General features: G+C 74.1%; 22 protein-coding genes and 1 pseudogene. 14 read left to right on the forward strand and 9 right to left on the reverse strand.

Annotation, left to right across the window (positions count from 1 at the left end):
* Nucleotides 1–128: 128 nt before the first annotated feature.
* Entirely contained in the window at nucleotides 129–1,127 is a 999-nt protein-coding gene (locus OG309_RS08925) for a zinc-dependent alcohol dehydrogenase family protein (RefSeq protein ID WP_329419564.1), read from the forward strand.
* Nucleotides 1,128–1,172: 45 nt separating this feature from the next.
* Here OG309_RS08925 and OG309_RS08930 read toward each other — a convergent pair whose 3' ends face one another.
* Nucleotides 1,173–2,672, reverse strand: a complete 1,500-nt coding sequence (locus OG309_RS08930) for an aldehyde dehydrogenase (NADP(+)) (RefSeq protein WP_329419566.1) — start codon at nucleotides 2,670–2,672, stop codon at nucleotides 1,173–1,175.
* A gap of 108 nt (nucleotides 2,673–2,780) precedes the next feature.
* On the opposite strand from OG309_RS08930, the gene OG309_RS08935 reads away from it, so the two are divergent.
* The 7 genes and pseudogenes from OG309_RS08935 to OG309_RS08965 all read left to right on the forward strand — a co-directional run.
* Nucleotides 2,781–3,551: an IclR family transcriptional regulator gene (locus tag OG309_RS08935; RefSeq protein ID WP_329419567.1), complete on the forward strand. Its 771-nt coding sequence runs from the start codon at nucleotides 2,781–2,783 to the stop codon at nucleotides 3,549–3,551.
* Between the two features lie 162 nt (nucleotides 3,552–3,713).
* The gene (locus tag OG309_RS08940) at nucleotides 3,714–4,718 is read left to right on the forward strand and encodes a hypothetical protein (RefSeq protein ID WP_329419569.1); all 1,005 of its coding nucleotides are present in this window, start codon (nucleotides 3,714–3,716) and stop codon (nucleotides 4,716–4,718) included.
* On the forward strand, nucleotides 4,715–5,980 hold the full coding sequence (locus OG309_RS08945; protein WP_329419571.1) for a sensor histidine kinase: 1,266 nt from the start codon (nucleotides 4,715–4,717) through the stop codon (nucleotides 5,978–5,980). The genes OG309_RS08940 and OG309_RS08945 overlap by 4 nt, the downstream gene beginning before the upstream one ends.
* On the forward strand, nucleotides 5,980–6,636 hold the full coding sequence (locus tag OG309_RS08950; RefSeq protein WP_329419573.1) for a response regulator transcription factor: 657 nt from the start codon (nucleotides 5,980–5,982) through the stop codon (nucleotides 6,634–6,636). Before OG309_RS08945 ends, OG309_RS08950 begins: the two co-directional genes overlap by 1 nt.
* 239 nt (nucleotides 6,637–6,875) lie before the next feature.
* A complete protein-coding gene (locus tag OG309_RS08955) occupies nucleotides 6,876–8,324 on the forward strand; it encodes a peptidoglycan D,D-transpeptidase FtsI family protein (protein WP_329419575.1) in 1,449 nt (482 codons plus the stop codon).
* A 165-nt stretch (nucleotides 8,325–8,489) separates the two neighbouring features.
* Nucleotides 8,490–8,918: a hypothetical protein gene (locus OG309_RS08960; RefSeq protein ID WP_329419577.1), complete on the forward strand. Its 429-nt coding sequence runs from the start codon at nucleotides 8,490–8,492 to the stop codon at nucleotides 8,916–8,918.
* 118 nt (nucleotides 8,919–9,036) lie between these two features.
* Nucleotides 9,037–10,173, forward strand: a pseudogene (locus OG309_RS08965) (MFS transporter); the annotation flags it as partial.
* Nucleotides 10,174–10,278: 105 nt separating this feature from the next.
* On the opposite strand, the gene OG309_RS08970 reads toward OG309_RS08965, so the two are convergent.
* Complete coding sequence (locus tag OG309_RS08970) at nucleotides 10,279–11,223, reverse strand: 5-dehydro-4-deoxyglucarate dehydratase (protein WP_329419579.1); 945 nt, start codon at nucleotides 11,221–11,223, stop codon at nucleotides 10,279–10,281.
* A gap of 201 nt (nucleotides 11,224–11,424) precedes the next feature.
* On the opposite strand from OG309_RS08970, the gene OG309_RS08975 reads away from it, so the two are divergent.
* On the forward strand, nucleotides 11,425–12,237 hold the full coding sequence (locus OG309_RS08975) for an NAD-dependent epimerase/dehydratase family protein (RefSeq protein ID WP_329419580.1): 813 nt from the start codon (nucleotides 11,425–11,427) through the stop codon (nucleotides 12,235–12,237).
* 256 nt (nucleotides 12,238–12,493) lie between these two features.
* Here the strand turns inward: OG309_RS08975 and OG309_RS08980 are convergent, their stop codons facing one another.
* Nucleotides 12,494–13,459, reverse strand: a complete 966-nt coding sequence (locus OG309_RS08980; protein WP_329419582.1) for an AraC family transcriptional regulator — start codon at nucleotides 13,457–13,459, stop codon at nucleotides 12,494–12,496.
* A 55-nt stretch (nucleotides 13,460–13,514) separates the two neighbouring features.
* Here OG309_RS08980 and OG309_RS08985 point away from each other — a divergent pair, with 55 nt between their 5' ends.
* Nucleotides 13,515–13,754 (forward strand): hypothetical protein, encoded by a 240-nt coding sequence (locus tag OG309_RS08985; protein ID WP_329419583.1) that lies wholly within the window; start codon nucleotides 13,515–13,517, stop codon nucleotides 13,752–13,754.
* Between the two features lie 36 nt (nucleotides 13,755–13,790).
* A complete protein-coding gene (locus OG309_RS08990) occupies nucleotides 13,791–14,996 on the forward strand; it encodes a TerD family protein (RefSeq protein WP_329419585.1) in 1,206 nt (401 codons plus the stop codon).
* Between the two features lie 50 nt (nucleotides 14,997–15,046).
* Here OG309_RS08990 and OG309_RS08995 read toward each other — a convergent pair whose 3' ends face one another.
* From OG309_RS08995 to OG309_RS09005, 3 genes are all read right to left on the reverse strand, one after another.
* Entirely contained in the window at nucleotides 15,047–16,066 is a 1,020-nt protein-coding gene (locus tag OG309_RS08995) for a 1-aminocyclopropane-1-carboxylate deaminase (protein WP_329419587.1), read from the reverse strand.
* 138 nt (nucleotides 16,067–16,204) lie between these two features.
* A complete protein-coding gene (locus OG309_RS09000) occupies nucleotides 16,205–16,873 on the reverse strand; it encodes a GntR family transcriptional regulator (RefSeq protein ID WP_329419588.1) in 669 nt (222 codons plus the stop codon).
* A gap of 49 nt (nucleotides 16,874–16,922) precedes the next feature.
* Nucleotides 16,923–18,368 carry an alkaline phosphatase PhoX gene (locus OG309_RS09005; protein WP_329419590.1) on the reverse strand — a complete coding sequence of 482 codons (1,446 nt, stop codon included), beginning with the start codon at nucleotides 18,366–18,368 and terminating at the stop codon, nucleotides 16,923–16,925.
* An 88-nt stretch (nucleotides 18,369–18,456) separates the two neighbouring features.
* On the opposite strand from OG309_RS09005, the gene OG309_RS09010 reads away from it, so the two are divergent.
* The gene (locus OG309_RS09010) at nucleotides 18,457–19,224 is read left to right on the forward strand and encodes an SDR family NAD(P)-dependent oxidoreductase (protein ID WP_329419592.1); all 768 of its coding nucleotides are present in this window, start codon (nucleotides 18,457–18,459) and stop codon (nucleotides 19,222–19,224) included.
* A gap of 47 nt (nucleotides 19,225–19,271) precedes the next feature.
* Here OG309_RS09010 and OG309_RS09015 read toward each other — a convergent pair whose 3' ends face one another.
* Entirely contained in the window at nucleotides 19,272–20,729 is a 1,458-nt protein-coding gene (locus OG309_RS09015; RefSeq protein WP_329419594.1) for a hypothetical protein, read from the reverse strand.
* A 205-nt stretch (nucleotides 20,730–20,934) separates the two neighbouring features.
* On the opposite strand from OG309_RS09015, the gene OG309_RS09020 reads away from it, so the two are divergent.
* Both OG309_RS09020 and OG309_RS09025 read left to right on the forward strand, forming a co-directional pair.
* On the forward strand, nucleotides 20,935–22,779 hold the full coding sequence (locus tag OG309_RS09020; RefSeq protein WP_329419595.1) for an endonuclease/exonuclease/phosphatase family protein: 1,845 nt from the start codon (nucleotides 20,935–20,937) through the stop codon (nucleotides 22,777–22,779).
* 34 nt (nucleotides 22,780–22,813) lie between these two features.
* Nucleotides 22,814–23,257, forward strand: coding sequence for a GNAT family N-acetyltransferase (locus tag OG309_RS09025; protein WP_329419597.1), 444 nt, complete (start codon nucleotides 22,814–22,816; stop codon nucleotides 23,255–23,257).
* Nucleotides 23,258–23,276: 19 nt separating this feature from the next.
* On the opposite strand, the gene OG309_RS09030 is transcribed toward OG309_RS09025, so the two are convergent.
* A complete protein-coding gene (locus OG309_RS09030; RefSeq protein ID WP_329419598.1) occupies nucleotides 23,277–24,014 on the reverse strand; it encodes an SDR family NAD(P)-dependent oxidoreductase in 738 nt (245 codons plus the stop codon).
* Between the two features lie 201 nt (nucleotides 24,015–24,215).
* Complete coding sequence (dapD, locus tag OG309_RS09035; protein ID WP_329419600.1) at nucleotides 24,216–25,199, reverse strand: 2,3,4,5-tetrahydropyridine-2,6-dicarboxylate N-succinyltransferase; 984 nt, start codon at nucleotides 25,197–25,199, stop codon at nucleotides 24,216–24,218.
* Nucleotides 25,200–25,222 lie beyond the last annotated feature (23 nt).

Below are 25,222 nucleotides of genomic sequence, written 5' to 3' on the forward strand. Positions count from 1 at the left end.
CACCGTACCTCCGGCGTGCCCACCCCTCCGCCCCCTCGCATCCTCCGTCCGTGGTGCGAGACGATCGGACATGACAGGGGGCTATCGGGACATGGATCGTCTCGACCCCTCCTCCTAACGTCGAGTCCATGGGAAACGACACGATGACGAAGGCCGTCCTGTTCCACGAGCTCGGCGGCCCCGAGGTGCTGGCCGTCGAGGAGGTGCCGCTGCGGGCCACGGGGCCGGGCGAGCTGCGCGTGCGGGTGGAGGCCGTCGGCCTCAACCGGGCCGAGGCGCTGTTCCGTTCGGGCACGTACCACTACCAGCCGACCCTGCCCGGCTCACGGCTCGGCTACGAGGCGGCCGGGGTGGTCGAGGAGGTCGGCGAGGGCGTCACGGCGTACGCGCCGGGCGACGCGGTCATGGCGGCGGCCAACTTCGACTTCGGTGTGCACGGGGTGTACGCGGAGCGGGTGGTGCTGGCGGAGGAGTACGTCGTACCGCGCCCCACGGGGGTGGACGCGGTGACGGCGGCGGCGGCCTGGCTGACGTACTCGACCGCGTACGGCGGCATGGTGGAGGCGGGCGGGCTGCGCCCCGGGGACGAGGTGGTGATCACCGGCGCGTCCAGCGGGGTCGGCACGGCCGCGATCCAGACGGCGCTGCGGATCGGCGCGGTGCCGATCGCCACGACCCGGGGCGCGGAGAAGCGGAAGCGGCTGCTCGAACTGGGCGCGGCGCAGGTGATCGCCACCGACACCGAGGACCTGGTCGGGGAAGTGCGGCGGCACACGGGCGGCCGGGGCGCCCGGGTCGCGTTCGACGCGATCGGCGGCCCCGGCTTCGCCGAGCTGGGCGACGCCCTGGAGCCGGGCGGCACGGCGGTGCTGTACGGGTGGCTGGACCCGCAGCCCGCGGCCGTCTCGCTGAACTGGCCGCTGACCGTGCGGGGTTACGCCAACGGGGCGGTGGTGCGCACGCCCGAGGGGCGCGCCCGGATGGCCGGTTTCATCGGTTCCGGGCTGCGCGACGGCTCGCTGGCCCCGGTGATCGCCGAGACCTTCGAGGGGCTGGCGGCGATCCCGGACGCGCACCGCCTGATGGAGTCCAACACCCACACCGGGAAGATCGTGGTGCGGCTGTAGGCCCCCACCGGACCCGCGCCCCGGGGGCGGCCGCGGCGCGTGGCCTCAGAAGCGCGGCACGCCCAGCGGGTTGTCGTCGCGCAGCTCCGGCGGGAGCAGGTGTCCGGGGGTCGACTGGTAGGCGACCGGGCGCAGCCAGCGCTCGATCGCCGTCCCGCCGACGGAGGTGCCGGTGGAGGTGGTCGCCGGGTAGGGGCCGCCGTGGTGCTGGGCGGCGGCGACGGCGACACCGGTCGGCCAGCCGTTGACGAGGATCCGGCCGGCGAGCGGGGTGAGTTCGGCGAGCAGCGAGGCGGCGCCGGGGTCCTCGTCGGCGACGTGCAGGGTGGCGGTGAGGTTGCCGGGCAGCAGCCCGAGGACGGCGCTGACCTGCTCGCGGTCGGCGTAGCGGGCGACGACGGTGACGGGCCCGAAGCACTCCTCCAGGAGCGGGTCGTGGCCGCCGTCGGGCAGCAGGCCCGCGTCGACGGTGAGCACGCCGGCGCTGACGGTGTGCTCCCCGCCGGCGCCCGGGGTGACGGGCGCGGTCACACCGGGCAGCCCGGCCCGCTCGCGCACCCCGTCGACGAAGGCTCCGCGCATCCGGTGGTCGAGCATCACGCCGGGCTCGGTCTCGCTGACCGCGGCGGTGAGGGCGGTGACGATCCGGTCGCCCGCCTCCCCGTGGGGCGCGAGGACGAAGCCGGGCTTGGTGCAGAACTGGCCCTCGCCCAGGGTCATGGACCCGGCGAGCCCGGCGCCGATCTCCTCGGCCCGCTCCTCGGCGGCGGCCGGGGTGATCACCACCGGGTTGAGGGAGCCGAGTTCGCCGTGGAAGGGGATGGGCACGGGACGGGCGGCGGCGGCGTCGAAGAGCGCGCGCCCGCCGCGCACGGAGCCGGTGAAGCCGGCCGCGGAGACCAGCGGGTGGCGGATCAGCTCCACGCCCGCGTCGAAGCCGTGCACGAGGGAGACGACGTCCGCGGGGAGCCCGGCCTTGACGGCGGCCCGGCGCAGCAGCGAGGCGCAGAGCTCGGAGGTGGCCGGGTGGCCGGGGTGCGCCTTGATCACGACGGGGCAGCCGGCCGCGAGGGCGCTGGCGGTGTCACCGCCGGGGACGGAGAAGGCCAGCGGGAAGTTGCTCGCCGCGTAGACGGCGACGACGCCGAGCGGGATCTTCATCCGCCGCAGGTCGGGGGTGGGCGGGGTGGTGGCCGGGTCGGCCCGGGAGATCCGCACGTCCAGGAAGGCGGCCGCGTCGACGACGTCGGCGAAGGAACGCAGCTGGGCGGTGGTGCGGGCGAGTTCGCCGGTGAGCCGGACCGGCCCGAGGGCGGTCTCCGCGTCGGCGGCCTCGATGACGTGGTCGCGGGCCTCGTCGAGCAGGTCGGCCGCGGTCCGCAGCAGCGCGGCGCGGGCGGTGCGGTCGGCGAGCGCGTCGAGGGCGGCGCGGGCGGACCGTACGGCCCCGTCGATCTCCTCGACTGTGGCCTCCACCGCAACCTGCTCCCGCGGCTTTCCCGTCCGGGGGTCCACGCTCCACACTGGTTCTGCCGCCACCGCCATGCACCTCGTTCGCTATTCTGAACACTGTCCCGGTAGGTGAATCCTGAGCGGACTCTATTGACGGCCGCGCCGTCTCCACAAGTGGCTTCCTGAAGAGGGGCGAGGGCGATGTCGACGAACGACGCGGGTGGGGCCCAGGTCAAGTCCGCCGTGCGGACGGTGGAGTTGCTGGAGTACTTCGCGGGACGGCCCGGCATGCACTCGCTCGCCGCCGTCCAGGAGGCCGTCGGCTATCCGAAGTCCAGCCTGTACATGCTGCTGCGCACCCTCGTCGAGCTCGGCTGGGTGGAGACCGACGCGACCGGCACCCGGTACGGCATCGGCGTGCGGGCGCTGCTCGTCGGCACCTCGTACATCGACGGCGACGAGGTGGTGGCGGCCGCCCGGCCCACCCTCGACCGGCTGTCCGACGACACCACCGAGACCATCCACCTGGCCCGCCTCGACGGCACCAACGTGGTCTACCTGGCGACCCGTCAGTCCCAGCACTACCTGCGGCCGTTCACCCGCGTCGGACGCCGGCTGCCGGCCCACTCGACCTCGCTCGGCAAGGCGCTGCTCGCCACCCACACCGACGAGCAGGTGCGCAAGCTGCTCCCCGAGACGCTGCCCGCGCTCACCGAGCACACCGTCACCGACCGCGAGCAGCTCATCGAGGAGCTGCGCGTGGTCCGCGAGCAGGGCTACGCGGTGGACCGCGAGGAGAACACCCTGGGGCTGCGCTGCTTCGGCATCGCGATCCCCTACCGGACCCCGGCCCGGGACGCCGTCAGCTGCTCGGTGCCGGTGGCCCGGCTGACCCCGGGGCACGAGCAGCTGATCAAGGACGCGCTGTTCGACGCGCGCGACCGGCTGGCGCTGGCGACCCGCCGCCTCTGAGCACCGGCGGTACCCGACGACGCCTGCCGGCACCTGCCGATCCGCGCCGGCGCCCGCCGGTCCCCGCTGCGCCCTGGGGGCGGGCCGTCTCCCCCGTGCGGCGGAGGCGGTTCGTCTCCGCGCAGGAGGTGCCGGGGCGGGTCCGGGCGGGACGGTGGGGTCATGACCGCACCGACGCTCCCCACTCCCCCTCGCGCTGCCGCCGCCACCGTGCCGGCCGGCCCCCTCCGGCCGGTCCTGCGCACCGTGGCGGTCCTCGCCTGCCTCCCGTACATCGTGCTCAAGGTCGTCTGGGTGGCCGGCGGCCGCCTCGGCATCCCGGACGGGAGCGTCCTGCTCGACCACCCGACGATGATGGGCGTGGCCAACGGGGTCTCCGTGCTCGCCGACGCCGTCGTGGTGCTGCTCGCGCTGCTGCTCACGCGGCCGTGGGGGCTGCGGGTGCGTGCCTGGCCGCTCCTCGTCCCGCTGTGGGCGGCGACCGGCCTGATCGCGCCGATCATGACGGCCTACCCGGCGCAGCTCGCCGTCTCGCTGCTGGGCGGCAACGGCGGCGGCACCGCGGGGCCGCCGAGCGAGCCCTTCCTCGACGCCTGGGTCTTCCCCGTCGTCTACGGCGGCTTCATCCTCCAGGGCCTCAGCCTCGGCACCCTCTTCGTCCTGTACGTCCGCGGCCGCTGGGGCCGGGTCTGGAGCGGGCGGCTCCGGGAGCTGCCCGCCGCGGCGAGCACCCGCGGGCTCCGCGCCGCCGCCGTCACCGGGGCCGTACTCGCCCTCGCCCCGGCCGCCCTGTGCTTCCTGTGGGCCGCCGGCTCGACCACCGGCCTCTCCGCCGGCCTCGCCGCCCCGTACGACTCCGACCGGGCGGTCGTCGACGCGGTGCGCGGGATCTTCCTCCTCGTCGCCGCCGCCACCGTCCTCCTGCTCGTCCTGCGCCGCCCCGGCGGGCTGCGGGTGCGCACCGTCATGGGCGCGGCCTGGGTGGCCTCCGGTGCGGCCGGGTGCTGGGGCGCGTACATGACGCTGGTCTCCCTGCTGCCCGCGGCCGGGACCGGGAAAGGGCCGACGGGTCTGATGGTCACCGCCTACGCTGGCGAGATGATCATCGGATTCCTGCTGGCGGGCTGCCTGGCGTGCGTCCTCGGCCGCCGGAGCGCGGCGGCGTGACACGGTTCTGGGGCGTCCTCTTCGGGCAGTCGGCCCGGCGACGGTGGCTGCATCTGATCCTCGGCGGCGCACTGTTCATGCCGTACTGGCTGGTCGGGACGGTGGCCGTGGGGCCGTTCGCCCCGGACGGGAACGTCTTCGGGGGCGGCCTCCGCTTCCAGCTCGCGGCCTACGCCGTCGGACTGCCGCTCGCCGCCCTGACCGCGCTCTTCCCGCTCGCCCGGCCGATGTCGGTGGCGGCGGCGCGGGCGCTGTGCGGGGTGGCGCCGGGCCGGTTCGCCGACGGGCCCGCCCGGGGCCGGGCCGCCAGGGCGCGGACCGCCGGGTGGTTCACCCTCCACCTCGGGACGGGCGCCCTGCTCGCCGGGGCCACGCTGGCGCTGCCGCCGTTCGCGCTCGCGGTGGGCGCGCTGCCGTTCTCGGAGGGGCTGCGCGCCTCGGAGGTCGGCCGCTTCTGGCACCTGGACCGGCCCTGGCTCGCCTGGGCCGGGCTCCCGCTCGGGCTCCTGTTGCTGCTCGCCCTCGCGGGCGCCGCCGCCGCGACGGGCGCGCTGCTGGCCCGCCAGGCGCCCCGGCTGCTCGGGCCCAGCCCGGCGGACCGGCTCGCGGCGGCCGAGCGGCGCGCCGCCGAACTGGCCGTGCGCAACCGGCTCGCCCGCGAGCTGCACGACTCGGTGGGCCACGCGCTGAGCGCGGTCACCCTCCAGGCCGGTGCGGCCCGCCGGGTCCTGGAGGCGGACGACGGGCGCGCGGACCTCGGCTTCGTCCGGGAGGCGCTCACCGCGATCGAGGAGACCACCCGCCGCACGGTCGGCGAACTCGACGCGGTCCTGGGCCTGTTGCGCAGCGGCGAGGACGACGGCGAGCTCGCCTCGCCGGGCCTGGACGCACTGGACGCGCTGGTGAAGGGCGCCGGGCCGGGGGTGGCGCTGACGGTGAGCGGGAGCCTGGCCGAGCTGCCGGAGGCGGTGTCGCGCGAGGCGTACCGGATCGTGCAGGAGGGGCTGACCAACGCCGTGCGCCACGCGCGGGGCGAGCCGGTGACGGCGCGGATCGCGCTGTCGGGGGACGAACTGGAGATCACGATGGAGAATCCGCTGCCCGGCACCCCGCCGGTGGCCCGCCCGGACGGCGGTCGCGGCCTGCGCGGCATCGCCGAACGCGCCCGGCTCCTCGGCGGCACCGCCCAGGCCGGCCCGGCGGACGGGAGCTGGCTGCTGGCCGCGCGGCTGCCGGCGGGCACGGGCGGAGGGCGGGTCTGATGGCCGGCCCGATCAGGATCGTCCTCGCGGACGACGAGCGGATGGTGCGGACGGCGCTGCGGGTGATCCTGGACGCGGAGCCCGGCCTGGAGGTGGTCGGGGAGGCCACCACCGGCGCCGAGGCGGTCTCGGTGGTGCGGGAGCTGCGGCCCGACGTGGTCCTGATGGACGTCCGGATGCCCGAGATCGACGGCATCCAGGCGACCCGGCGGATCCTGGCCGCGCTGCCGGAACCGCCTCGGATCGTGGTGGTGACCACCTTCGAGAACGACGCCTACGTGTACGACGCGCTGCGGGCGGGCGCCGCCGGGTTCCTGCTGAAGCGGGTCGCCCCGGAGGAGCTGGTGAGCGCGGTGCGCCTGGTGGCGCACAGCGAGTCGCTGCTCTACCCGGCGGCCGTCCGCGGCCTCGCCGCCGAGCACGCCCGCCGCCATCCGCCGGTCGCGCCGTGGGCGGGCCGGCTCACCGAGCGGGAGGCGGAGGTGCTGCGCCGGATGGCGAAGGGGCTGACCAACGCGGAGATCGCCGACGGGATGGGCGTGGGCCCTGCGACGGTGAAGACCCATGTGGCCGCGGTGCTGGCGAAGACCGGTGCGCGGGACCGCACCCAGGCGGTGATCGCCGCGTACGAGTCGGGGTTCATCACCCCGGGCTGAGAGCCGCGGGGCCGGCCGGACACGGGGGTGCCGGCCGGTCCCGCTCCCCCCCTCGCCCCCCGGCCCCGTCCCGCCTCGCTCCCGGCCCCGTCCCGCCTCGCTCCCGGCCCCGTCCCGGCCGCGGGCCCGCCGGCGGGACCGCATGAACGTTCCCTGAGAAAGCTGAGAAAGCTGAGAAAGCTGAGAAAAGGGACACATCCGGAACGCCTGCCGCCGTTCCGTTCGTCCCCTCTAGCGGGATGAACAAGACGATCAGGCGCGCCTCGGTCTTCTCGCTGCTCCTGGTGCTCGCCCTGCTGGGCCGGGCCACCTGGGTGCAGGCGTACGAAGGCGAGGCCCTCGCGGACGACAAGAAGAACCGGCGGAACACCATCGCGCAGTACGCGCAGCCGCCGGGGAACATCATCGTGGCCGGTTCCCCGGTCACCGGTTCGAAGGAGACGAAGGGCGGCGACCTCGCGTACAAGCGCGACTACACCGACGGCAAGCTCTACGCGGCGGTCACCGGGTACAGCTCGCAGGCGTACGGCGCGACGCAGCTGGAGGGGATCTACTCCGATGTCCTGGACGGCACCGACACCCGGTTGAAGAACCCGGTCGACGCCGTCACCCGCAAGCAGGCGGAGCCCGGCTCCGTCCTGACGACGATCGACCCGGCCGTGCAGAAGGCCGGCTACAAGGCGCTCGGCAACAAGAAGGGCGCGGCGGTCGCCATCGACCCGAAGACCGGCCGCATCCTCGGCATGGTCTCGACGCCCTCGTACGACCCCTCGAAGATCGCGGGGCTCACCGACGGCACGATGTGGAAGCAGCTCACCGAGGACGAGGACAAGCCGCTGGTCAACCGGGCGCTGCGGCAGCCGCTGCCGCCGGGTTCGACGTTCAAGCTGGTCGTCGCGGCGGCCGGTCTGGAGGACGGCCTGTACGGCTCGGTGGACACGCCGACGCGCAGCCCCAACCCGTACAAGCTGCCCGGCACGACCCGCTACCTGGAGAACGAGAACCCCTCGGCGCCCTGTGAGAACGCCACCATCCGCACGGCGCTGCAGTACTCCTGCAACAACGTCTTCGCGAAGATGGCGGTCGACCTCGGCCAGGACAAGGTGAAGGCGATGGCGGAGAAGTTCGGCTTCAACGACAAGGAGCTGGACGTTCCCGTCCGCGCCTACGCCAGCGTCTACCCGTCCGGCATGGACAAGGCGCAGACGGCGCTGACCGGCATCGGCCAGTTCGACGTGACGGCCACCCCGCTCCAGATGGCCATGGTGTCGGCGGCCATCGCCAACGACGGCCTGATGGCGAGTCCGCACATGGTCTCCCAGGTCGTCGACTCCGACGGCGACGCCCTGAAGTCCTTCGAGGACGGGGACACCGAGCGGATCGTCTCCTCCGCGACGGCCGAGCAGCTGCGCAGCGCGATGCAGACGGTGGTGGAGAAGGGCACCGGCAGCAACGCGGCGATCGACGGCATGGAGGTCGGCGGCAAGACGGGCACCGCCCAGCACGGCGAGAACAACAGCAAGACGCCGTACGCCTGGTTCACCTCGTACGCGAAGGACCCGGCCACCGGCAAGGAGGTCGCGGTGGCGGTGATGATCGAGGACTCGGGCGCGGCGCGCTCGGAGGTCAGCGGCAACGGGCTGGCGGCGCCGGTGGCGCAGAAGATGATGAAGGCCGCTCTCAAGTGACGCGCGGACGGAACGCACCAGATGACGCCGGTACCGAGGTGACGACACGGCCCAGGTGACCTGACGGCCGGGGTGACCTGACGGCCGGGGTGACGTAACGGCCGAAGTGCCGTGGAAGCGGGGGCCGGTGGAACGACCGCCCCCGCTTCACGATATGCAGGGCGCATGCTCTCCACCGCACGCCTGCCCCGCTCCCCCTCCGGCTGGACCATGGCCGTCTTCGGCGCCCTCGCCGCCGCCCTGGGGGTGGTGGGTCTGGTGTCCCCCGACACCACGATCCGTCTCATGGGTCTGACCCCCATACCCGGCGCGGACCGCGCGGACGCGGACCACACCCTCCTCTTCCTGACGGCCTCCTCCATGGCGGCCCTCAACATGGGCGTCTACTACCTGCTGGCCGCCCTGGCCGACTGGAAGTCCTTCTTCCGCTGGACGGTCCCCTTCCGCCTCCTCACCTGCGCGGTCTTCACCCTCGCCGTCGTCACCGGCCGCGCCCCGGCCGGCTTCCTGGGCGTGGGCCTCTGGGAGGGCCTGGGCGCGCTGGCCACCGGGGTGGCGCTGCGGTACGAGAAGAAGCGCGCCGGGCGGTCCTAGGACGGAGCCGCCGGAGCCGCCGGAGCCGCCGGAGCCGCCGGAGCGGGGCCGGAACGCCCCCGCCGATTAGGGCATCCGCCCGATCCGGAGGCGCTACCTCAGACGTCAGCCTGCGGGGATGCGTCTTCCTCTCTACCTCTGCGCCGTCCTCGTCTCCGGGTTCGGCACCACCGCGATGTGGCTGGTCTCCGGGATCTGGGTGAAGTCCCTGACCGGCTCCGACTCCCTCGCGGCACTCACCGCCTTCGCCCTCTGGGCCCCCGCGCTGTTCGGTCCGGTGCTCGGCGGGCTCGTCGACCGGGTGCCCCGGCGCCCGCTGCTGGTCGTGGCGAACCTGGCCATGGCGGGCCTGCTGCCGCTGCTGCTGTGGGTGGACCGGGCCGACCGGGTCTGGCTGCTGTTCGTCGTGCTCCTCGTGTACGGGACGCAGGGCGCGGTCCACGAGTCGGCGGAGGCGGCGCTCGCCGCGGGCGCGCTCGCCCCGGAGCGGCTCGGAGCCTTCAACGGGCTGCGGATGACCGTGAACGAGGGCATGAAGCTGGTCGCCCCCCTGGTCGCCGCCGGCCTCTTCGCGCGGTACGGCGGCGGGCCGGTCGCGCTGCTCGACGCGGCGACGTTCGCGGTGGCGGCGGGCGTGTTCGCGCTGTTGCGGGTGAGGGAGGCGCGGATCCCGGCGGCGGCCGGCGGGCGGGTCCGGGTCGCGGACGGGGTCCGGCTGGTGTGGGGCGTGCCGGGACTGCGGGCCCTCGTGGCGGCGGGCGGGTTCGCCATGTTCCTCGCGGGGCTCAACGGCGCGGCCGTCTACGCCGTGGTGGACCGGGTGCTCGGGCACGCCCCCGCGTACGCCGGTGTCCTGTACGCGGCGCAGGGCGCGGGCTCGGTGGTGGCGGGGCTGGCGGCGGGGGCCCTGCTGCGGCGGGTGCCGGAGCGGGGGCTCGCGGCGGGCGGGCTCGGCCTGTTCGCCGTGGGGGTCGCCGCGCGGGCCCTGCCCTACGACGGCGTGGTCCTGGTGGCGAGCGGGGTGATCGGGGTGGGGCTGCCGTGGGTGCTGATCGCCGCGATGACGGCGGTCCAGCGGGGTGTGCCCGCCGAGGCCGTGGGGCGGGCCGCCGGCACCGCGAACACCCTGGTCTTCGTGCCGAACGCGGTGGCCCTGGCGGCGGGGTCCGGACTGGTCTCGGTGCTGGACGCCCGGGTGCTGCTGCCGGTGGTGGCGGTGGCGGGGCTCGCGGGCGCGGCGGTGCTGGCGGTCGCCCCAGGGGCGTGGCGGGGCCTCGCGCGGGGCGGTCGGGACCGTCGTCCCGGCCGGGCGCGGCCGGGTCGCCTTCGACGTCCCAGGGGTGGAGGAACGCGCTGGCTCTCATCGGGGCTCCCGCCCGGGTGCCTGCGCGAGGGCGGCCCTGCCGCGGGCGAGGAGCGCGGCGAGCTCCTCGACGTGCTCCGGGAGCGGTTCGCTGAGCGGGGGGCGCACCTCGCCGACGTCCAGGCCCGTCATCCGCACGCCGGCCTTGACGAGGGAGACGGCGTAGCCGCGGCCCTTCGCGCGGAGTTCGACCAGCGGGCGGTAGAACGCGTCGATGAGCCGGTGGGCGGCCGGGTCGTCGCCGGTGGCGAGGGCGTGGTGGAAGGCGAGGGCGATGTCGGGGGCGAAGCAGAAGACGGCGGAGGAGTAGCGGGTGACGCCGATGCCCCGGTAGGCGAGGCCGGTGAGTTCGGCGGTGGGCAGGCCGTTGAAGCAGAGGAGGTCGAGGCCCTCGGTGCGGACGGCGCTGACGATGCGCTGCATCAGGTCGAGGTCGCCCAGGCCGTCCTTGAGGCCGAGGACGCCGTCGGTGCGGGCGAGGGCCACGGCGGTCTCGGGGGTGAGGACCGCGTTGTCGCGCTGGTAGACGATGACGGGGAGGGCGGTCGCGGCGGCCAGCTCGGTGTAGTGGCGGAGCAGACCGGGCTGGTCGGCGACGACCAGGTACGGGGGCATGGCGAGCAGGCCGTCGGCGCCGGCCGCCTCGGCGAGGCGCGCGTAGCGGACGGCGAGCGCGGTGCCGTAGCCGGCGCCGGCGAGGACCGGGACGCGGCCGGCGGTCTCCTGGACGGCGGCGGCGACGCAGTCGCGGAACTCCTCGGGGGTGAGGGCGTGGAACTCGCCGGTGCCGCAGCAGGCGAAGACCGCGCCCGCGCCCGCGTCGATCCCGGCGCGGACATGGGCGCGGAAGACGTCGAGGTCGACGGCGCCGTCCGGGCCGAAGGCGGTGACGGGGAAGAACAGCGGGCCGTCGAGCCGTTCGGCGAGCGGGGCAGTGGTCACGGGCGCTCCCAGGCAGATCGATGGTGCACCATTCTGACTGTCGTCCATATTCTTGAACGCCTTCACGGTAGAGGCGGCGAGGAGGAGCGGTCAAGGAGCCGACTCCCTTTGGCAGATGGTTCCTTGACGGTCCGACAGGCACTGCCTAGCGTGGCGGGCCTTCCATGTCCGTGAATCCGGACCACGAACGGAGACCAGTCCATGACCCCCGCTCCCCGCACCGTCCTGCTCACCGGCGCCGCCGGCGGCGTCGGCACCCTGATGCGGAAGCTGCTCCCCCGGTACGGCTACGCGCTGCGCCCGCTCGACGTCCGGCCCGTCCCGGGCGCGCCGGACGCGGTCGTCGCCGACCTCGCCGACCGGGCCGCGCTGCGCGAGGCCGTGCGCGGGGTGGACGCCGTCATCCACCTCGCCGGGATCTCCCTGGAGGCCGATTTCGACGCGATCACGGCCGCCAACATCACCGGGCTCCAGCACCTGTACGAGGCCGTGCGCGAGGAGGGCGTGCCCCGGGTCGTCTTCGCCTCCAGCAACCACGCGGTCGGCTTCACCCACCGCCCGCGCCGCGACGAACCCCCCGTCCCGGTCTCCACACCGCACCGGCCCGACACCTTCTACGGGCTCTCCAAGGCGTTCGGCGAGGACCTGGCCCAGTACTACTGGGACAAGTACGGGGTGGAGACCGTCTCGGTGCGGATCGGCTCCTGCCTCCCCGAGCCGAGCTCGGTGCGGATGCTCTCGACCTGGCTGAGCCCCGCCGACTGCGCCCGGCTGTTCCACGCGGCGCTCACCGCGCCGGAGGTCGGACACACGGTGACGTACGGCTCCTCCGCCAACACCCGGGAGTGGTGGGACCTCTCGTCGGCCCGGGCGCTCGGCTACGAGCCGAAGGACGACTCCGAGGTGTACGCGGAGCGGCTCATCACCGAGCACGGGCTCCCGGCGCCGGGCAGCGCCGACGACGTGTACCTGGGCGGGATCTTCTGCGAGGACCCGCCGCGCTGGAAGCACTGAGGGCGCGCCGTCACCCACCGGGACGCGCCCGGGCGCGCCGGGAAAGGGGAACGGGCCCGGCCGGACAATGCGGGGGAGCCGGCCAGGCCCGGGTCGACGCGCGCGGCTGGCGCACGCGGACATTCCGACAATATGACCCGCCCAAGATCATCGCGAGCCGCGGAACGCGGCGACCGTCCGGAAAGCGCGATCGGTTCTCGCCCTCCGCGGACGGCGCGCCCGAGCGCGGTCCCGCCGGTCCGCCCCAGCGGCCCGCTCAGCGCCGCAAGGTCGCCGAGGGCGACTCGCCGAACCGCTCCCGGTACCTCGCCGCGAACCGGCCCGGATGGGCGAAGCCCCAACGCCAGGCCACCTCGGTCACGCTCAGCCCGTCCGGCGCACCCGCCCGCAGCTCCTCGTGGACCCGCTCCAGGCGCACCTCGCGCACGTACGCCATCGGGGACATCCCCACGTACTCGCGGAACGACTCCTGGAGCCGGCGCACGCTCACCCGGGCGAGGGCGGCCAGTTCGGTGCTGGTGAAGGGGTGCTCGGGGCGGGCCCGCACCGCGTCCATCGCCCGTTTCACCGGCCCGGGCCGCGCGGGCCCGCCCGGGTGGGCCAGCTCCTCCCGCCAGGGGTGCTCGGCGGCCAGCAGCAGCCCGTTGAGCAGGGCCTCCTGGAGCGGTCTGGAGACCAGCTCGTGGGTGGCGAGGCCGTCGCCGGCAAGGGCTCCGGCCGCCACCTGCCGGGCGAAGGTCACCCAGCTGAGGCCGGGACCGCTCGTGATGTCGAGCCCCGCCCCGAAGGCGAGCCGGCCGCCCGGCGGACGCCCGATCAGCTGCTCCAGGCGCTCGTGCAGCGCCGTCGCGTCGATCTTGACCGAAAGGGCGCGGCAGTCCCCGCTCCACCGGTCGAGGACGGTGTCGCCCGCCGGGTCGAGCAGCACCGCCTCCCGGCTCGTGGCCACCAGCGGGCGCACGCCGCCGCCCTGGCGCAGCTCCATGGTCCCGCTCATCGGGGCGTTGAGATGGAACGCGCCCAGCTCGCCGAAGCGCATGCGCACGTCGGCGCCGCAGCTCAGGTCCCCGATCATCAGCGGCCCGAGCCCGACGGTGTCGAACCGCGCGGCGAAGGGACGTTCCTGCGCCTCGATCACATCCATGAAGTTGGCGTAATAGCGCGCGCCGATCTCGACCCGCGCCTCGTCCACGTCCCGCGTCCGGAAAGAGCTCCCACCCACAGGTCGTAAGAATATTCATATGACGGATGTGGCCGGGAACGGCAGGATGCCCGGCATGCCAGCACCCCAGGGATTCGTCTACGCGCGCCGTGCCGACGGCACGGTCGTCATCACCCACCGCGGCCGCGCCGCGGGCACCCTCCGCGGCGGCCGCGCGGACAAGTTCCTGGCGGAGGTCGAGGCCGGCGACCCGCAGCTGGTGATGGCCCGCTGGACGGGCTCGTACCGCTTCGGGAACGAGCGCACCGCCCGCCAGCACCCGCGTCACCAGGGTGGCCGAACCGGACGAAGGTAAGGGAACGGCAAAAGCGTCTCGTTCGTTACCCCCGGCATGACCGCAATGACCCCCGGCTCGAACATCCCTCTCACCGCCGCGCGCGTGGCGGTGGACGTCGCCGCGCCCGTGCGGCTCGACGTGTCGGGCCTGCTGCTCGGCGCCGACGGCAAGGTGCGCTCCGACGACGACTTCATCTTCTACAACCAGCCCGCCGGGCCCGGTGTCAGCTACCGCTCCGGCGGCGGCAGCGCCCCGGACGCGATCGTGGTGGACACCGGCGCCGTCCCGGCCGGGGTCGAGAAGATCGTCGTCACCGCGAGCCCCGACGCCGCCGGCCAGACCTTCCAGGGCATCGAGCCCACGGCGACCGTGCGCAACGCCGACGACGGCAGCGTCCTCGCCACCTTCACCCCGCCGCGGCTGGGCGCGGAGACGGCCCTCGTGGTCATGGAGATCTACCTGCGCAACGGCGCCTGGAAGGCCCGCGCGGTGGGCCAGGGGTACGCGAACGGGCTCGCCGGGATCGCGACCGACTTCGGCGTCAGCGTCGACGAGGAGCCGACGCCCGCCGCGGCGCCCGCCCCCGCCCCGGTGCCGGCCGCCGCCCCCGTCGCCGCGCCCCCGGTTCCGGCCGCGCCGCCCGCCGCCCCCGCCGCCCCCGCCGCGCCGGCCCCCGGCGCGGGGAAGATCAACCTGGACAAGGGCCGGGTCAGCCTCCAGAAGAACCAGACGGTCTCCCTGGTCAAGGGCGGCCGGCCGCTGCTCTCCCAGGTCAAGATGGGCCTCGGCTGGGAGCCCGCCTTCCGCGGCAAGGACATCGACCTCGACGCCTCCGTCATCGCGTACGGCCCCCAGCGCAACCACCTGGACAGCTGCTACTTCGGCAAGCTGTCCATCCTCAACGGCGCCGTCAAGCACTCCGGCGACAACCTGACCGGCGAGGGCGCGGGCGACGACGAGGTCATCGTGGTCGACCTGGGCCGGCTGCCCGCCGACACCACCGGCCTGGTCTTCACGGTCAACTCCTTCTCCGGCCAGAAGTTCACCGAGGTCGCCAAGGCGTACTGCCGGCTCATCGACGCCGCCACCGGCGAGGAGCTGGTCCGCTTCGACCTGACCACGGCCGAGCCGCAGACCGGCGTGATGATGGCCAAGCTGATCAAGCAGTTCACCGGCGAGTGGGAGATGACCGCGATGGGCGAGTTCGTGAAGTCGCGGACCGTCCGGGGCATGGTGAAGCCCGCGGCCCAGGCGCTCTGAGCCGCGGGTCCGGAGCGGTGCGGGATCCCCGTACCGCTCCGGGGTTACGGCTAGAACAGCGCGCTGTACGCGTTGAGGGCCGGCTGGCCGCCCAGGTGGACGTAGAGCACGGTCGAGTCCGGGGCGATCTCGCCCCGGTCCACCAGGTCGATCATTCCGGCCATCGACTTCCCCTCGTAGACGGGGTCGGTGACCATGCCCTCGGTGCGGGCGGCCAGCCGCATCGCGTCGAGGGTGGCCTCGTCCGGGACGCCGTACACGCCCGCGTGGTAGCGGGCGTCCAGCTCGACGTCGGCGGCCGTCAGCGGGCGCTCGACACCGATCAGAGCGGCCGTGTCCCGGGCGATCCGGGTGATCTGCTCATGGGTGGGCACCGGCTTCGCGGAGGCGTCGACGCCCAGCACCCGGCGGGGCCGCCCGCCCTCCTCGGCGAGCGCGGCGAAGCCCGCGACCATGCCGGCCTGGGTCGAGCCGGTCACCGAGCAGACCACCACGGTGTCGAAGAAGACGCCCAGCTCACGCTCCTGCTCGGCCACCTCGTACGCCCAGCGGGCGAAACCCAGCCCGCCGAGCCGGTGGTCGGACGCGCCCGCCGGGATGGCGTACGGCTTGCCGCCGGACTCCTCGACCTCGCGCAGTGCCCGCTCCCAGCTCTCCTTGAAGCCGATGCCGAACTCGGCCCGCACCAGCCGCACGTCGGCGCCCGCGAGCCGGCTGACGAGGATGTTGCCGACCTTGTCGTAGACGGAGTCGGGCCACTCGACCCAGCTCTCCTGCACCAGCACGCAGCGCAGCCCGGCGTGCGCGGCGACGGCCGCGACCTGGCGGGTGTGGTTGGACTGCACCCCGCCGATGGAGACCAGGGTGTCGCAGCCCTGGGCGAGGGCGTCGGCGACCAGGTACTCCAGTTTGCGGGTCTTGTTCCCGCCGTACGCGATACCGGAGTTGCAGTCCTCGCGCTTGGCCCACAGGGTGGCGCCGCCGAGGTGGCCGGTGAGCCGCTGGAGGGGGTGCACGGGCGAGGGCCCGAAGAGCAGCGGATAGCGCTCGAAGTCGTCGATCGTCGGCATACGGACTCCCTGGGGTGGTCGCGGTCGAGGTCCTGGACGCCTCGCGCGGGCCGGCGGCGGGACCGGCGGATCGGAGCCGGGCCGGCCGAACCCGGTACGGGAACGGCCGGACCGGCTCCCGGGCATGTCCGACACGCCCTAGAACCGGTCCGGTGGATCCGTCGCCTCGTCGGCGAGCTCCTCCAGGGCCCGCCATATCTCCGAAGTCACCCGCACCGCCTCCTCCGTGTCGCCCGCCTCGCACGCGTCGATCAGGCGCGCGTGGAGCTCGGCGGAGCCGCAGGTGCCCGCGTCGCCGAAGAGGCGGCGCTCGACCCGGCGGATCAGGGGCGTGTAGCGGGCGATCGTGGCGGCCACCGCGTGGTTGCCGCTCGCGCCGACGAGGACGTCGTGGAGCTCGTCGTCGGCGCGCAGGGCGGCCTCCACGTCGGCGCAGCGCACGGCCGAGGCGAACCGCCCGTTGGCCTCGCGCATCGCCCGGATGCCCTCGGGGCCGAGCAGCGGTACGGCGGTGCGGGCGGCGAGTTCGTGCATCACCCGCACCACGGAGGCGGCGTCCCGCACCACCCGGCTGACCAGCCGGGTGACCCGGGTGTAGCTCTGCGGCTTGGTCTCGACGAGACCCTCGTCGCCGAGCCGGGCCAGGGCCTCGCGCACCGGAGCGCGCGAGAGGCCGAGGCGCTCGGCCAGGTCGGCGTCCTTGACCACGGAACCGGGCGCGAGCTCGCCGCGCACGATGGCCTCGCGCAGCGCGTCGTACGCGCGGTCGCGCAGCAGGGTCCGGCCCACCGGCCGTAAGGCGTCCATGGACTGACATGTTAGGTGTCAGCCCGTGGACGGCACCAGGGGCGGGAGGTCAGCGGCGCGGCTGGCGGCGCCACGGGCCGGTGATCGCGAGCATGATGCCCGGGTCCTGGATGTTGGCGAACAGGGTGTCTCCGTCGGGCGAGAAGACCACGCCGGTGAACTCGCTGTCGTTCAGGTCGTTGCGGGCGATCGGGTAGGTCCGGCCGCTCTCGGTCGCGCCGAAGAGGTGCTGGACGCCCTCGCCGTCCTCGGCGATGACGAGCCCGCCGTACGGGGAGACGGTGATGTTGTCCGGGCCGTCGTAGGCGCCGTCCTGGTCGGGGGTCGTGTTGACGCCGAGCAGCACCTGGAGGGTGAGGGTGCGGCGCTTGGGGTCGTAGAACCAGACCTGGCCGTCGTGCGCGGCGCCGGGGCTCTCGTCACGGGCGAACGAGGAGACGACGTAGGTGCCGCCGTCGGCCCACCACATGCCCTCCAGCTTGCGGGCGCGGGTGACCTCGCCGGGACCGAACTGCTTGCGGACGGGGGTCTTGCGGGCGTCGCGGTCGGGCACGTCGACCCAGTCCACGCCGTAGACGGTGCCGATCCTCGTGGCGCGGGAGAGGTCGTCGACGAAACGGCCGGCCGAGTCGAAGCACTTGAAGGCCTGCAGGACACCGGCGTCGTCGGCGAGGGTGTCGAGCCGGCCCCGGCCGTGCTCGAAGCCCTTCGGCGGGACCCAGCGGAAGAACAGGCCGTTGGGGCCGGAGGCGTCCTCGGTGAGGTAGGCGTGGCCGCGCTTGGGGTCGATGACGACGGCCTCGTGGGCGTAGCGGCCGAAGGCCTTCACCGGCTTAGGGTCGCGGTTGGCGCGCTGGTCGTGCGGGTCGACCTCGAAGACGTAGCCGTGGTCCTTGGTCATGCCGTTCTTGCCGGCCAGGTCCTCGGTCTCCTCGCAGGTGAGCCAGGTGCCCCAAGGGGTGCGGCCACCGGCGCAGTTGGTGGAGGTGCCGGCGATGCCGACCCACTCGGCGACGGTGCCGTCGCGGTGCACCTCGACGACCGTGCAGCCGCCGGCGGCCGCCGGGTCGTAGACCAGGCCCTCGGTGAGCGGGACGGGGTGCGCCCAGCCGGCGCGGGGGCCCTTGAGCTCGTGGTTGTTGACCAGGTACGTGGTGCCGCGGCGCCCGGCGAAGGTGGCGGTGCCGTCGTGGTTGGAGGGCGTGAACTCGCCGGACTCCAGGCGGGTGACGCCGCTGTGGGTGATGACGCGGTACGTGAAGCCCTCGGGCAGCGCGAGGACGCCCTCCGGGTCCGGGACGAGCTCGCCGTAGCCGAGCCGGTGCCCGTGCCCGTGGCCGTGGCCCTCGCCGTGGCCCTCGCCCGCGAACTCCTGCGGGTCGTCGGCGGCGAGCGCCTCGGGCGCGGTGGCGAGCGTGCCGACCGCGCCGGTGAGCGCGATGCCGGCGCCGGTCGCGGCGGACTTCTTGGCGAATTCTCTGCGGTTGAGAGACATGACGGTTCTTCTCCCTGTGGTCACCCGGTGTCGCGGCACACGGTCGCGCCCCCGTATAAACGGCGGTTGAACAGAAAGGCGATCTCTCATGAACCTGCCACACAGCGGCCGGCGCGTTCTGGTCAGCGGTGCCTCGCGCGGTCTCGGCCGGGCGGTGGCGCACGCGTTCGCGGCCAACGGCGACCGGGTGGCCGTGCACTACGGCTCGCGCGCCGAGGAGGCCCGCGCGACCCTCGCGTCCCTGGACGGCACCGGCCACGCGCTGGTCTGCGGCGACCTGGCCGACCCGGCGGACGCCGCCCGGGTCGCGGACGAGGCCGCCGACGCGCTCGGCGGCATCGACGTCCTGGTGAACAACGCGGCCGTGAACCTGCCGCACCCGCCCGTCACCACCCCGTACGAGGAATGGGTCGAGCTCTGGCAGCGGCACGTCTCCGTGAACCTGCTCGGTACGGCGTATCTCAGCCATCTCGCGGCCCGGCGGATGATCGAGGCCGGAACGGGCGGCCGCGTCGTCAACATCGGCTCGCGCGGCGCCTTCAAGGGCGAACCGGACCACCCGGCGTACGGCGCGACGAAGGCGGCCGTGCACGCGCTGGGCCAGTCGCTCGCCGTGGCCCTCGCCCCGTACGGGATCGGGGTGGCCTCGGTCGCCCCGGGGTTCTTCGCGACCGAGCGGGTGGCGCCCCGGCTGGCGGGGCCCGAGGGCGAGGCCATCCTCGCCCAGAGCCCGTTCGGCCGGGTCGGCACCGCGGAGGAGATCGCCGCGGCCGTCCGCTGGCTCGCCTCTCCCGAGGCCCAGTGGGCCTCGGGGACGGTGCTCGACCTGAACGGGGCCTCGTACCTGCGGACCTGAGGGACGGGGTGCCCGGAAGGCGACCGGGGCCCCTCAGGGAGCCGCCCTCAGCTCTTCGAGCGTGCCTTGAAGGCCGCCTTGCGGGCCTCCTTCGCCGTGGGCTTGTCCCGGTGGAGACGGCCCATGGCCTCCAGGACCTCGGCCGTCGCCGGGTGCTCGACCCGCCAGGCCGCGTCGAAGAAGCCGCCGTGGCGGCTGGTCAGGCCCTCGATGAGGTCCTGGAGTTCGCTCAGGTCGCCGTCGGCGTCGAGGTGGGCGGCGATCGTGTCGATGGCCAGCCAGAAGATCATCGCCTCCGGCGGGGCCGGGATGTCCGCCGCGCCCCGCTCGGCGAGCCAGACCCGGGCGAGACCGCCGAGCTCCGGGTCGTCCAGGACCTCCCGGACGGCCGGCTCCGCCTCGGCGCCGACGAGGGACAGGGCCTGCTGCGCGTGCAGGCGGCGCAGCGGGGAGTCCGGGTCGCTGCCCTTGGCGGCGGCGAGGAGTTCGCGGGCGGCGGTACCGGCCTCGCGGGCGGTGAGCCAGCCCGCGGTCTCGGCGCGGGCGGCGTCCTGCGGGTAGCGGGCGATGCCGTCGAGGAGGACGTCGGCGCCCTTGTCGGCGAGTTCGCCGACCACGGGGACGACGAGTCCGGCCTCCAGCATCCGGGCGCGCACGCCGTACAGGCCGAGCGGGGTGAGCCGGACCATGCCGTAGCGGCTGACGTCCTCGTCGTCGACGGGCGGGGCGGGCTCCTCGCCCTCCTCGGCCATCAGGGCCTCGTCGACGGGGTCGTACGCGACCAGGCCGATCGGTTCGAGGACCCGGAACTGCTCGTCCAGCCGCATCATCGCGTCGGAGACCTGCTCCAGGACGTCGTCGGTGGGCTCGCTCATGTCGTCGGGGACGACCATCGAGGCGGCCAGCGCGGGCAGCGGCACCGGGCCCTCGCCCGCCCCGCCCTCGCTGACGGTCAGCAGGTACAGGTTGCCGAGCACGCCCTCCAGGAACTCGGCCTCGCCCTCCGGGTCCCAGTCCAGGGCCTCGAAGTCGATCTCACCGTCCTCGCCGACGAGTGCGTCGAGGTCGTCGAAGAAGGGCGCGGCGGCGTCGGCGAAGACGGCGTCGAAGCCCTCCAGCCAGATCCCGAGGACGTCCTGGGGGGAGCCCGCGGTGACCGTCGCCAGGTTCTCGCCGGGGGTGACGGTGCCGTCCTCGGCCCCCTCGGCCGCCTCGTCCCCCTCCTGGCCGTCGTGGACGTCCAGGAGACCGATGTCGACGGCGATCCGCCAGGCCTCGCTCACGTACGCCTCGGCGTCCGGGTCGTCGGCCAGACCGAGGAGCTCGGCGGCGGCGGGCAGCTGCTCTTCGACGAGTTCGCCGCCGGCCCCGACCCGGGTCTGCGGGCCGGCCCAGCGGGCGAGCCGCACGGCGCGGGCGAGGAGGGGAGTGGCCAGGGCGTCCCGCGCCAACTCCGCGTCCGAGCGCAAGCGAACGGGGGGAAGGGTCTGGCGGTCCGGTGCCATCTGGGGTGTTCTCCTCGACGAGTGCGGGGCCTTCACGGCGCTTCGAGCGGCCTTCAGCGTAGACGCATTCGGGGGTCGGTCCGGCGGTTCACGGAGGCGTCAGCCTTCGTACACCCGTCGACCCTTGACAAGTGGAAGGGTCTGGAACGAAATTGACGCGCGTAGATCCTTCGCTCGTTTCTCCAAACCCTCACGGAGCTCCTTGATGTCTTCCTCCATACCGAGATCCGCCGCCGTCGCCGCCGTCGTCTCGGCCGCCCTCGCCGCCGGTCTGCTGGGCGGCGCGGCCGCCTCCGCCGACGACGTGACCACCGGCGCGGCGCCCGTGCGCATCCACGACGTCCAGGGCACGACCCGGGTCTCGCCGCTGGCCGGCAAGCCGGTCGCGGGGGTCACCGGCATCGTCACCGGCGTGCGCACGTACGGCTCGCGCGGCTTCTGGATGCAGGACCCGCAGGCGGACGACGACCCGGCCACCAGCGAGGGCATCTTCGTCTTCACGAGCTCCGTGCCGACCGTCGCCGTCGGCGACTCGGTGAGCGTCAACGGCTCGGTGACCGAGTACGTGCCGGGCGGTCTGACCTCCGGCAACCAGTCGCTGACCCAGATCTCCAAGCCGGTGGTCACCGTCCTGTCGAAGGGCAACCCGGTCCCCGCGCCCGTCACCATCTGGGCGGGCTCCGTGCCCGACGCGTACGCCCCCGAGGGCGACCCGGCGGCGGGCGGCTCCGTCAACGGGCTCACCCTGGACCCCGAGACCTACGCGCTGGACTACTACGAGTCCCTCGAAGGCACCAACGTCCGCATCGGCTCCTCCCGCGTGGTCGGCGCCACCGACCCGTACTCCGAGCTGTGGGTGTCGGTGAAGCCGTTCGAGAACGACAACCGCCGCGGCGGCACGGTCTACGGCTCGTACGACGCGCAGAACACCGGCCGGCTGCAGATCCAGCAGCTCGCGCCGATCGCCCAGCAGCCCTTCCCCAAGGCGAACGTCGGCGACTGGCTGGCCGGCCGGACCGAGGGCCCCCTGGACTTCAACCAGTTCGGCGGCTACACCCTGGTCGCGAACACCCTGGGCCGGCACGTGGACCTCGGTCTGGAGCGCGAGGTGACCGAGCGCCAGCACAAGAACGAGCTGGCGGTCGCCACGTACAACGTGGAGAACCTCGACCCGAGCGACCCGCAGGAGAAGTTCGACGCGCTCGCGAAGGCGGTCGTCGAGAACCTCGCCTCCCCCGACGTCGTCGCCCTGGAGGAGATCCAGGACGACAACGGCGCCAAGAACGACGGCACGGTCACGGCCGGCGAGACGCTGAAGAAGTTCACCGCCGCGATCGTCGCGGCCGGCGGCCCGGCGTACGAGTGGCGTTCGATCGACCCGCAGAACGGCAAGGACGGCGGCGAGCCCGGCGGCAACATCCGTCAGGTCTTCCTCTTCAACCCGGAGCGGGTCTCCTTCGTGGACCGCACGGGCGGCGACGCGACGACCGCGACCGCGGTGACGGGCTCGAAGGGCGACGCCCACCTGACCCTCTCCCCCGGCCGCATCGACCCGGCGAACACCGCCTGGGAGAACAGCCGCAAGCCGCTCGCGGGCGAGTTCCTCTTCCGCGGCCGCACGGTCATCGTGGTCGCCAACCACTTCGGCTCCAAGGGCGGCGACGAGTCCATCGTCTCGCACCACCAGCCGCCGAACCGCTCCTCGGAGGCCAAGCGGCTGCTCCAGGGCCAGGCCGTCAACGCCTTCGTCAAGGACGTCCTGGCGCTGGACAAGCAGGCCGACGTGCTGGTCCTCGGCGACATCAACGACTTCGAGTTCTCCGGCACCACGAAGGCGCTGACCGACGGCGGCGCGCTGTACCCGGCGGTCAGGTCACTGCCGGTCAGCGAGCGCTACTCGTACGTCTACCAGGGCAACAGCCAGGTCCTCGACCAGATCCTGACCAGCCCCGGCGTGCACCACTTCGAGTACGACAGCGTGCACATCAACGCCGAGTTCGCGGACCAGAACAGCGACCACGACCCGCAGGTGCTGCGCTTCCGCCCGTGATCACCGGTGGCACGGGTGTGCGAGACTGCGGGCCGTGATCCTGCGCCCCGCCACCCGTGCCGACCTGCCCGCCGTCCTCGCGCTCCTCGCCGACGAGGACCGGGTGGTGGACCCGGCCTCGATGCCCGTCACCGCCGCCTACGAGCGGGCGTTCGCGGACATCGAGGCCGATCCGCGCAACGAGGTGCTGGTGCTCGTGGACGGGGCACTGGTCGTGGGCTGCCTGCAGGCCACCTACATCCCCGGCCTCGGCAGGGGCGGCGCCGAGCGGGCCCTGATCGAGGCGGTCCGCATCAGGGCCGACCGGCGCGGCGGCGGTCTCGGCCGCGAGCTGATGGAGCGCGCGGTGGCCCGGGCCCGGGCCCGCGGCTGCGCGCTCGTCCAGCTCACCAGCAACAAGGACCGGACGGCAGCCCACCGCTTCTACGCCTCGCTGGGCTTCGCCCGCAGCCACGACGGCTTCAAGCTGAGCCTGTAGGGCGCGCCCGGGTCCGGTCTCAGCCGAGCAGGTGCCCGCCGCCGTCGACGAGCAGCACCTCACCCGTGATGTACGAGGCCCTGGCCAGGTCGTGCACGGCCTCGGCGATGTCCTCGGGCCGCCCGACCCGGCGCAGCGGCACGACCGAGGCCACGTGCTCCTTGGCGGCGTCGGCGCCCTCGACCCCGTCGAACCACGGGGTGTCGACGAGCCCCGGCGCGACCGCGTTGACCCGCACCTCGGGGCCGAGGGTCTTGGCGAGCAGCTTGGTCATGTGGTTGACCGCGGCCTTCGTCACCGAGTACGGGATGGAGCTGCCGCCCGGCCGGACGCCGGCCTGCGAGGAGATGTTCACGATGGCGCCGCCCGCCGCGCGCAGGTGGGGCACGGCGGCGGTGACGGTCTGCCAGACGCCGATGACGTTGACGTCGTAGAGGTGGCGCCACACCTCGGGCGAGGCCGCCTCGAAGTCGTCGTGCGGGATGAAGCGGGTGGTGCCCGCGCTGTTGACGAGCAGGTCCAGGCGCCCGAAGTGCGCCACGGTCTCCTCGACCAGTCGGGTGGCCTGGGCCTGGTCGGAGACGTCGGCCCGGACGTAGTGGGCGCCCGGCAGTTCCGCGGCCAGCTTCTCGCCCGCCTCGACGGAGCGGGCCGAGTTGACGGCGACCCGGTAGCCCGCGGCGGCGAGCCTGCGGGCGACGGCGGCTCCGATCCCGGAGGAGGAGCCGGTGACGAGGGCGACGCGCTGTTCACTCATGGTGCTGATCCTTGTCTCGTGGCCTCCTGTCGCGCAGGGGGATCATGCCAGAGACGGCCGACGGCCCGCCGTCCCGGGGAGGGGCGGCGGGCCGTCGTCGGGCCTGCGCTCAGGCCGAGTCGGTCGTCGCGGTGCTCATCGCTTCTCCTCGCCTCGACTGCCGTACGGCCCCCGCGCCCTGTCGACGCGGGGGCGAACGGGTCAGTTGTGGCTGTGGAGGATCTCGTTGAGGCCGCCCCAGACCGCGTTGTTCGGGCGGGCCTCGACGGCGCCGGTGACCGAGTTGCGGCGGAAGAGGATGTTCGAGGCGCCGGAGAGCTCGCGGGCCTTGACGATCTGGCCGTCGGGCATGGTGATGCGGGTGCCGGCGGTGACGTACAGCCCGGCCTCGACGACGCACTCGTCGCCGAGCGCGATGCCGACACCGGCCTCGGCGCCGATGAGGCAGCGCTCCCCGATGGAGATGATGACGTTGCCGCCGCCGGAGAGGGTGCCCATGGTGGAGGCGCCGCCGCCGATGTCGGAGCCGTCGCCGACGACGACGCCGGCGGAGATGCGGCCCTCGACCATGGAGGTGCCGAGGGTGCCGCCGTTGAAGTTGACGAAGCCCTCGTGCATGACGGTGGTGCCGGCGGCGAGGTGGGCGCCGAGGCGGACGCGGTCGGCGTCGGCGATGCGGACGCCGGCGGGCACGACGTAGTCGGTCATGCGGGGGAACTTGTCGATCGAGGTGACCTGGAGGTGCAGGCCCTCGGCGCGGGCGTTGAGCCGCACCTTCTCGATGTCGTCGACGGCGACCGGGCCGAGCGAGGTCCAGGCGACGTTGGCGAGGAGGCCGAAGACGCCGTCCAGGCTCTGGCCGTGCGGCCGGACCAGCCGGTGGCTGAGCAGGTGGAGGCGCAGGTAGGCGTCGTGCGCGTCGAGCGGCTTGTCGTCGAGCGAGGCGATGACGGTGCGGACGGCGACCACCTCGACGCCGCGGCGGGCGTCCACGCCGAGGGCCTTGGCGGCGCCCTCGCCGAGGGCGTTCACGGCCTCGTCGGGGCCGAGCCGCTCGGTGCCGGCGGGGCCGGGGTCGGCGGTCAGCTCGGGGGCGGGGAACCAGGTGTCGAGAACGGTGCCGTCACCGGAGATGGTGGCGAGGCCGGCGGCGACGGCGCCGGTGGAGCGAGGAGCAGTGGTCATGACGGAAAACCTAACCGGCGCGC

It is taken from the genome of Streptomyces sp. NBC_01268 (assembly GCF_036240795.1).
GTDB lineage: Bacteria > Actinomycetota > Actinomycetes > Streptomycetales > Streptomycetaceae > Streptomyces.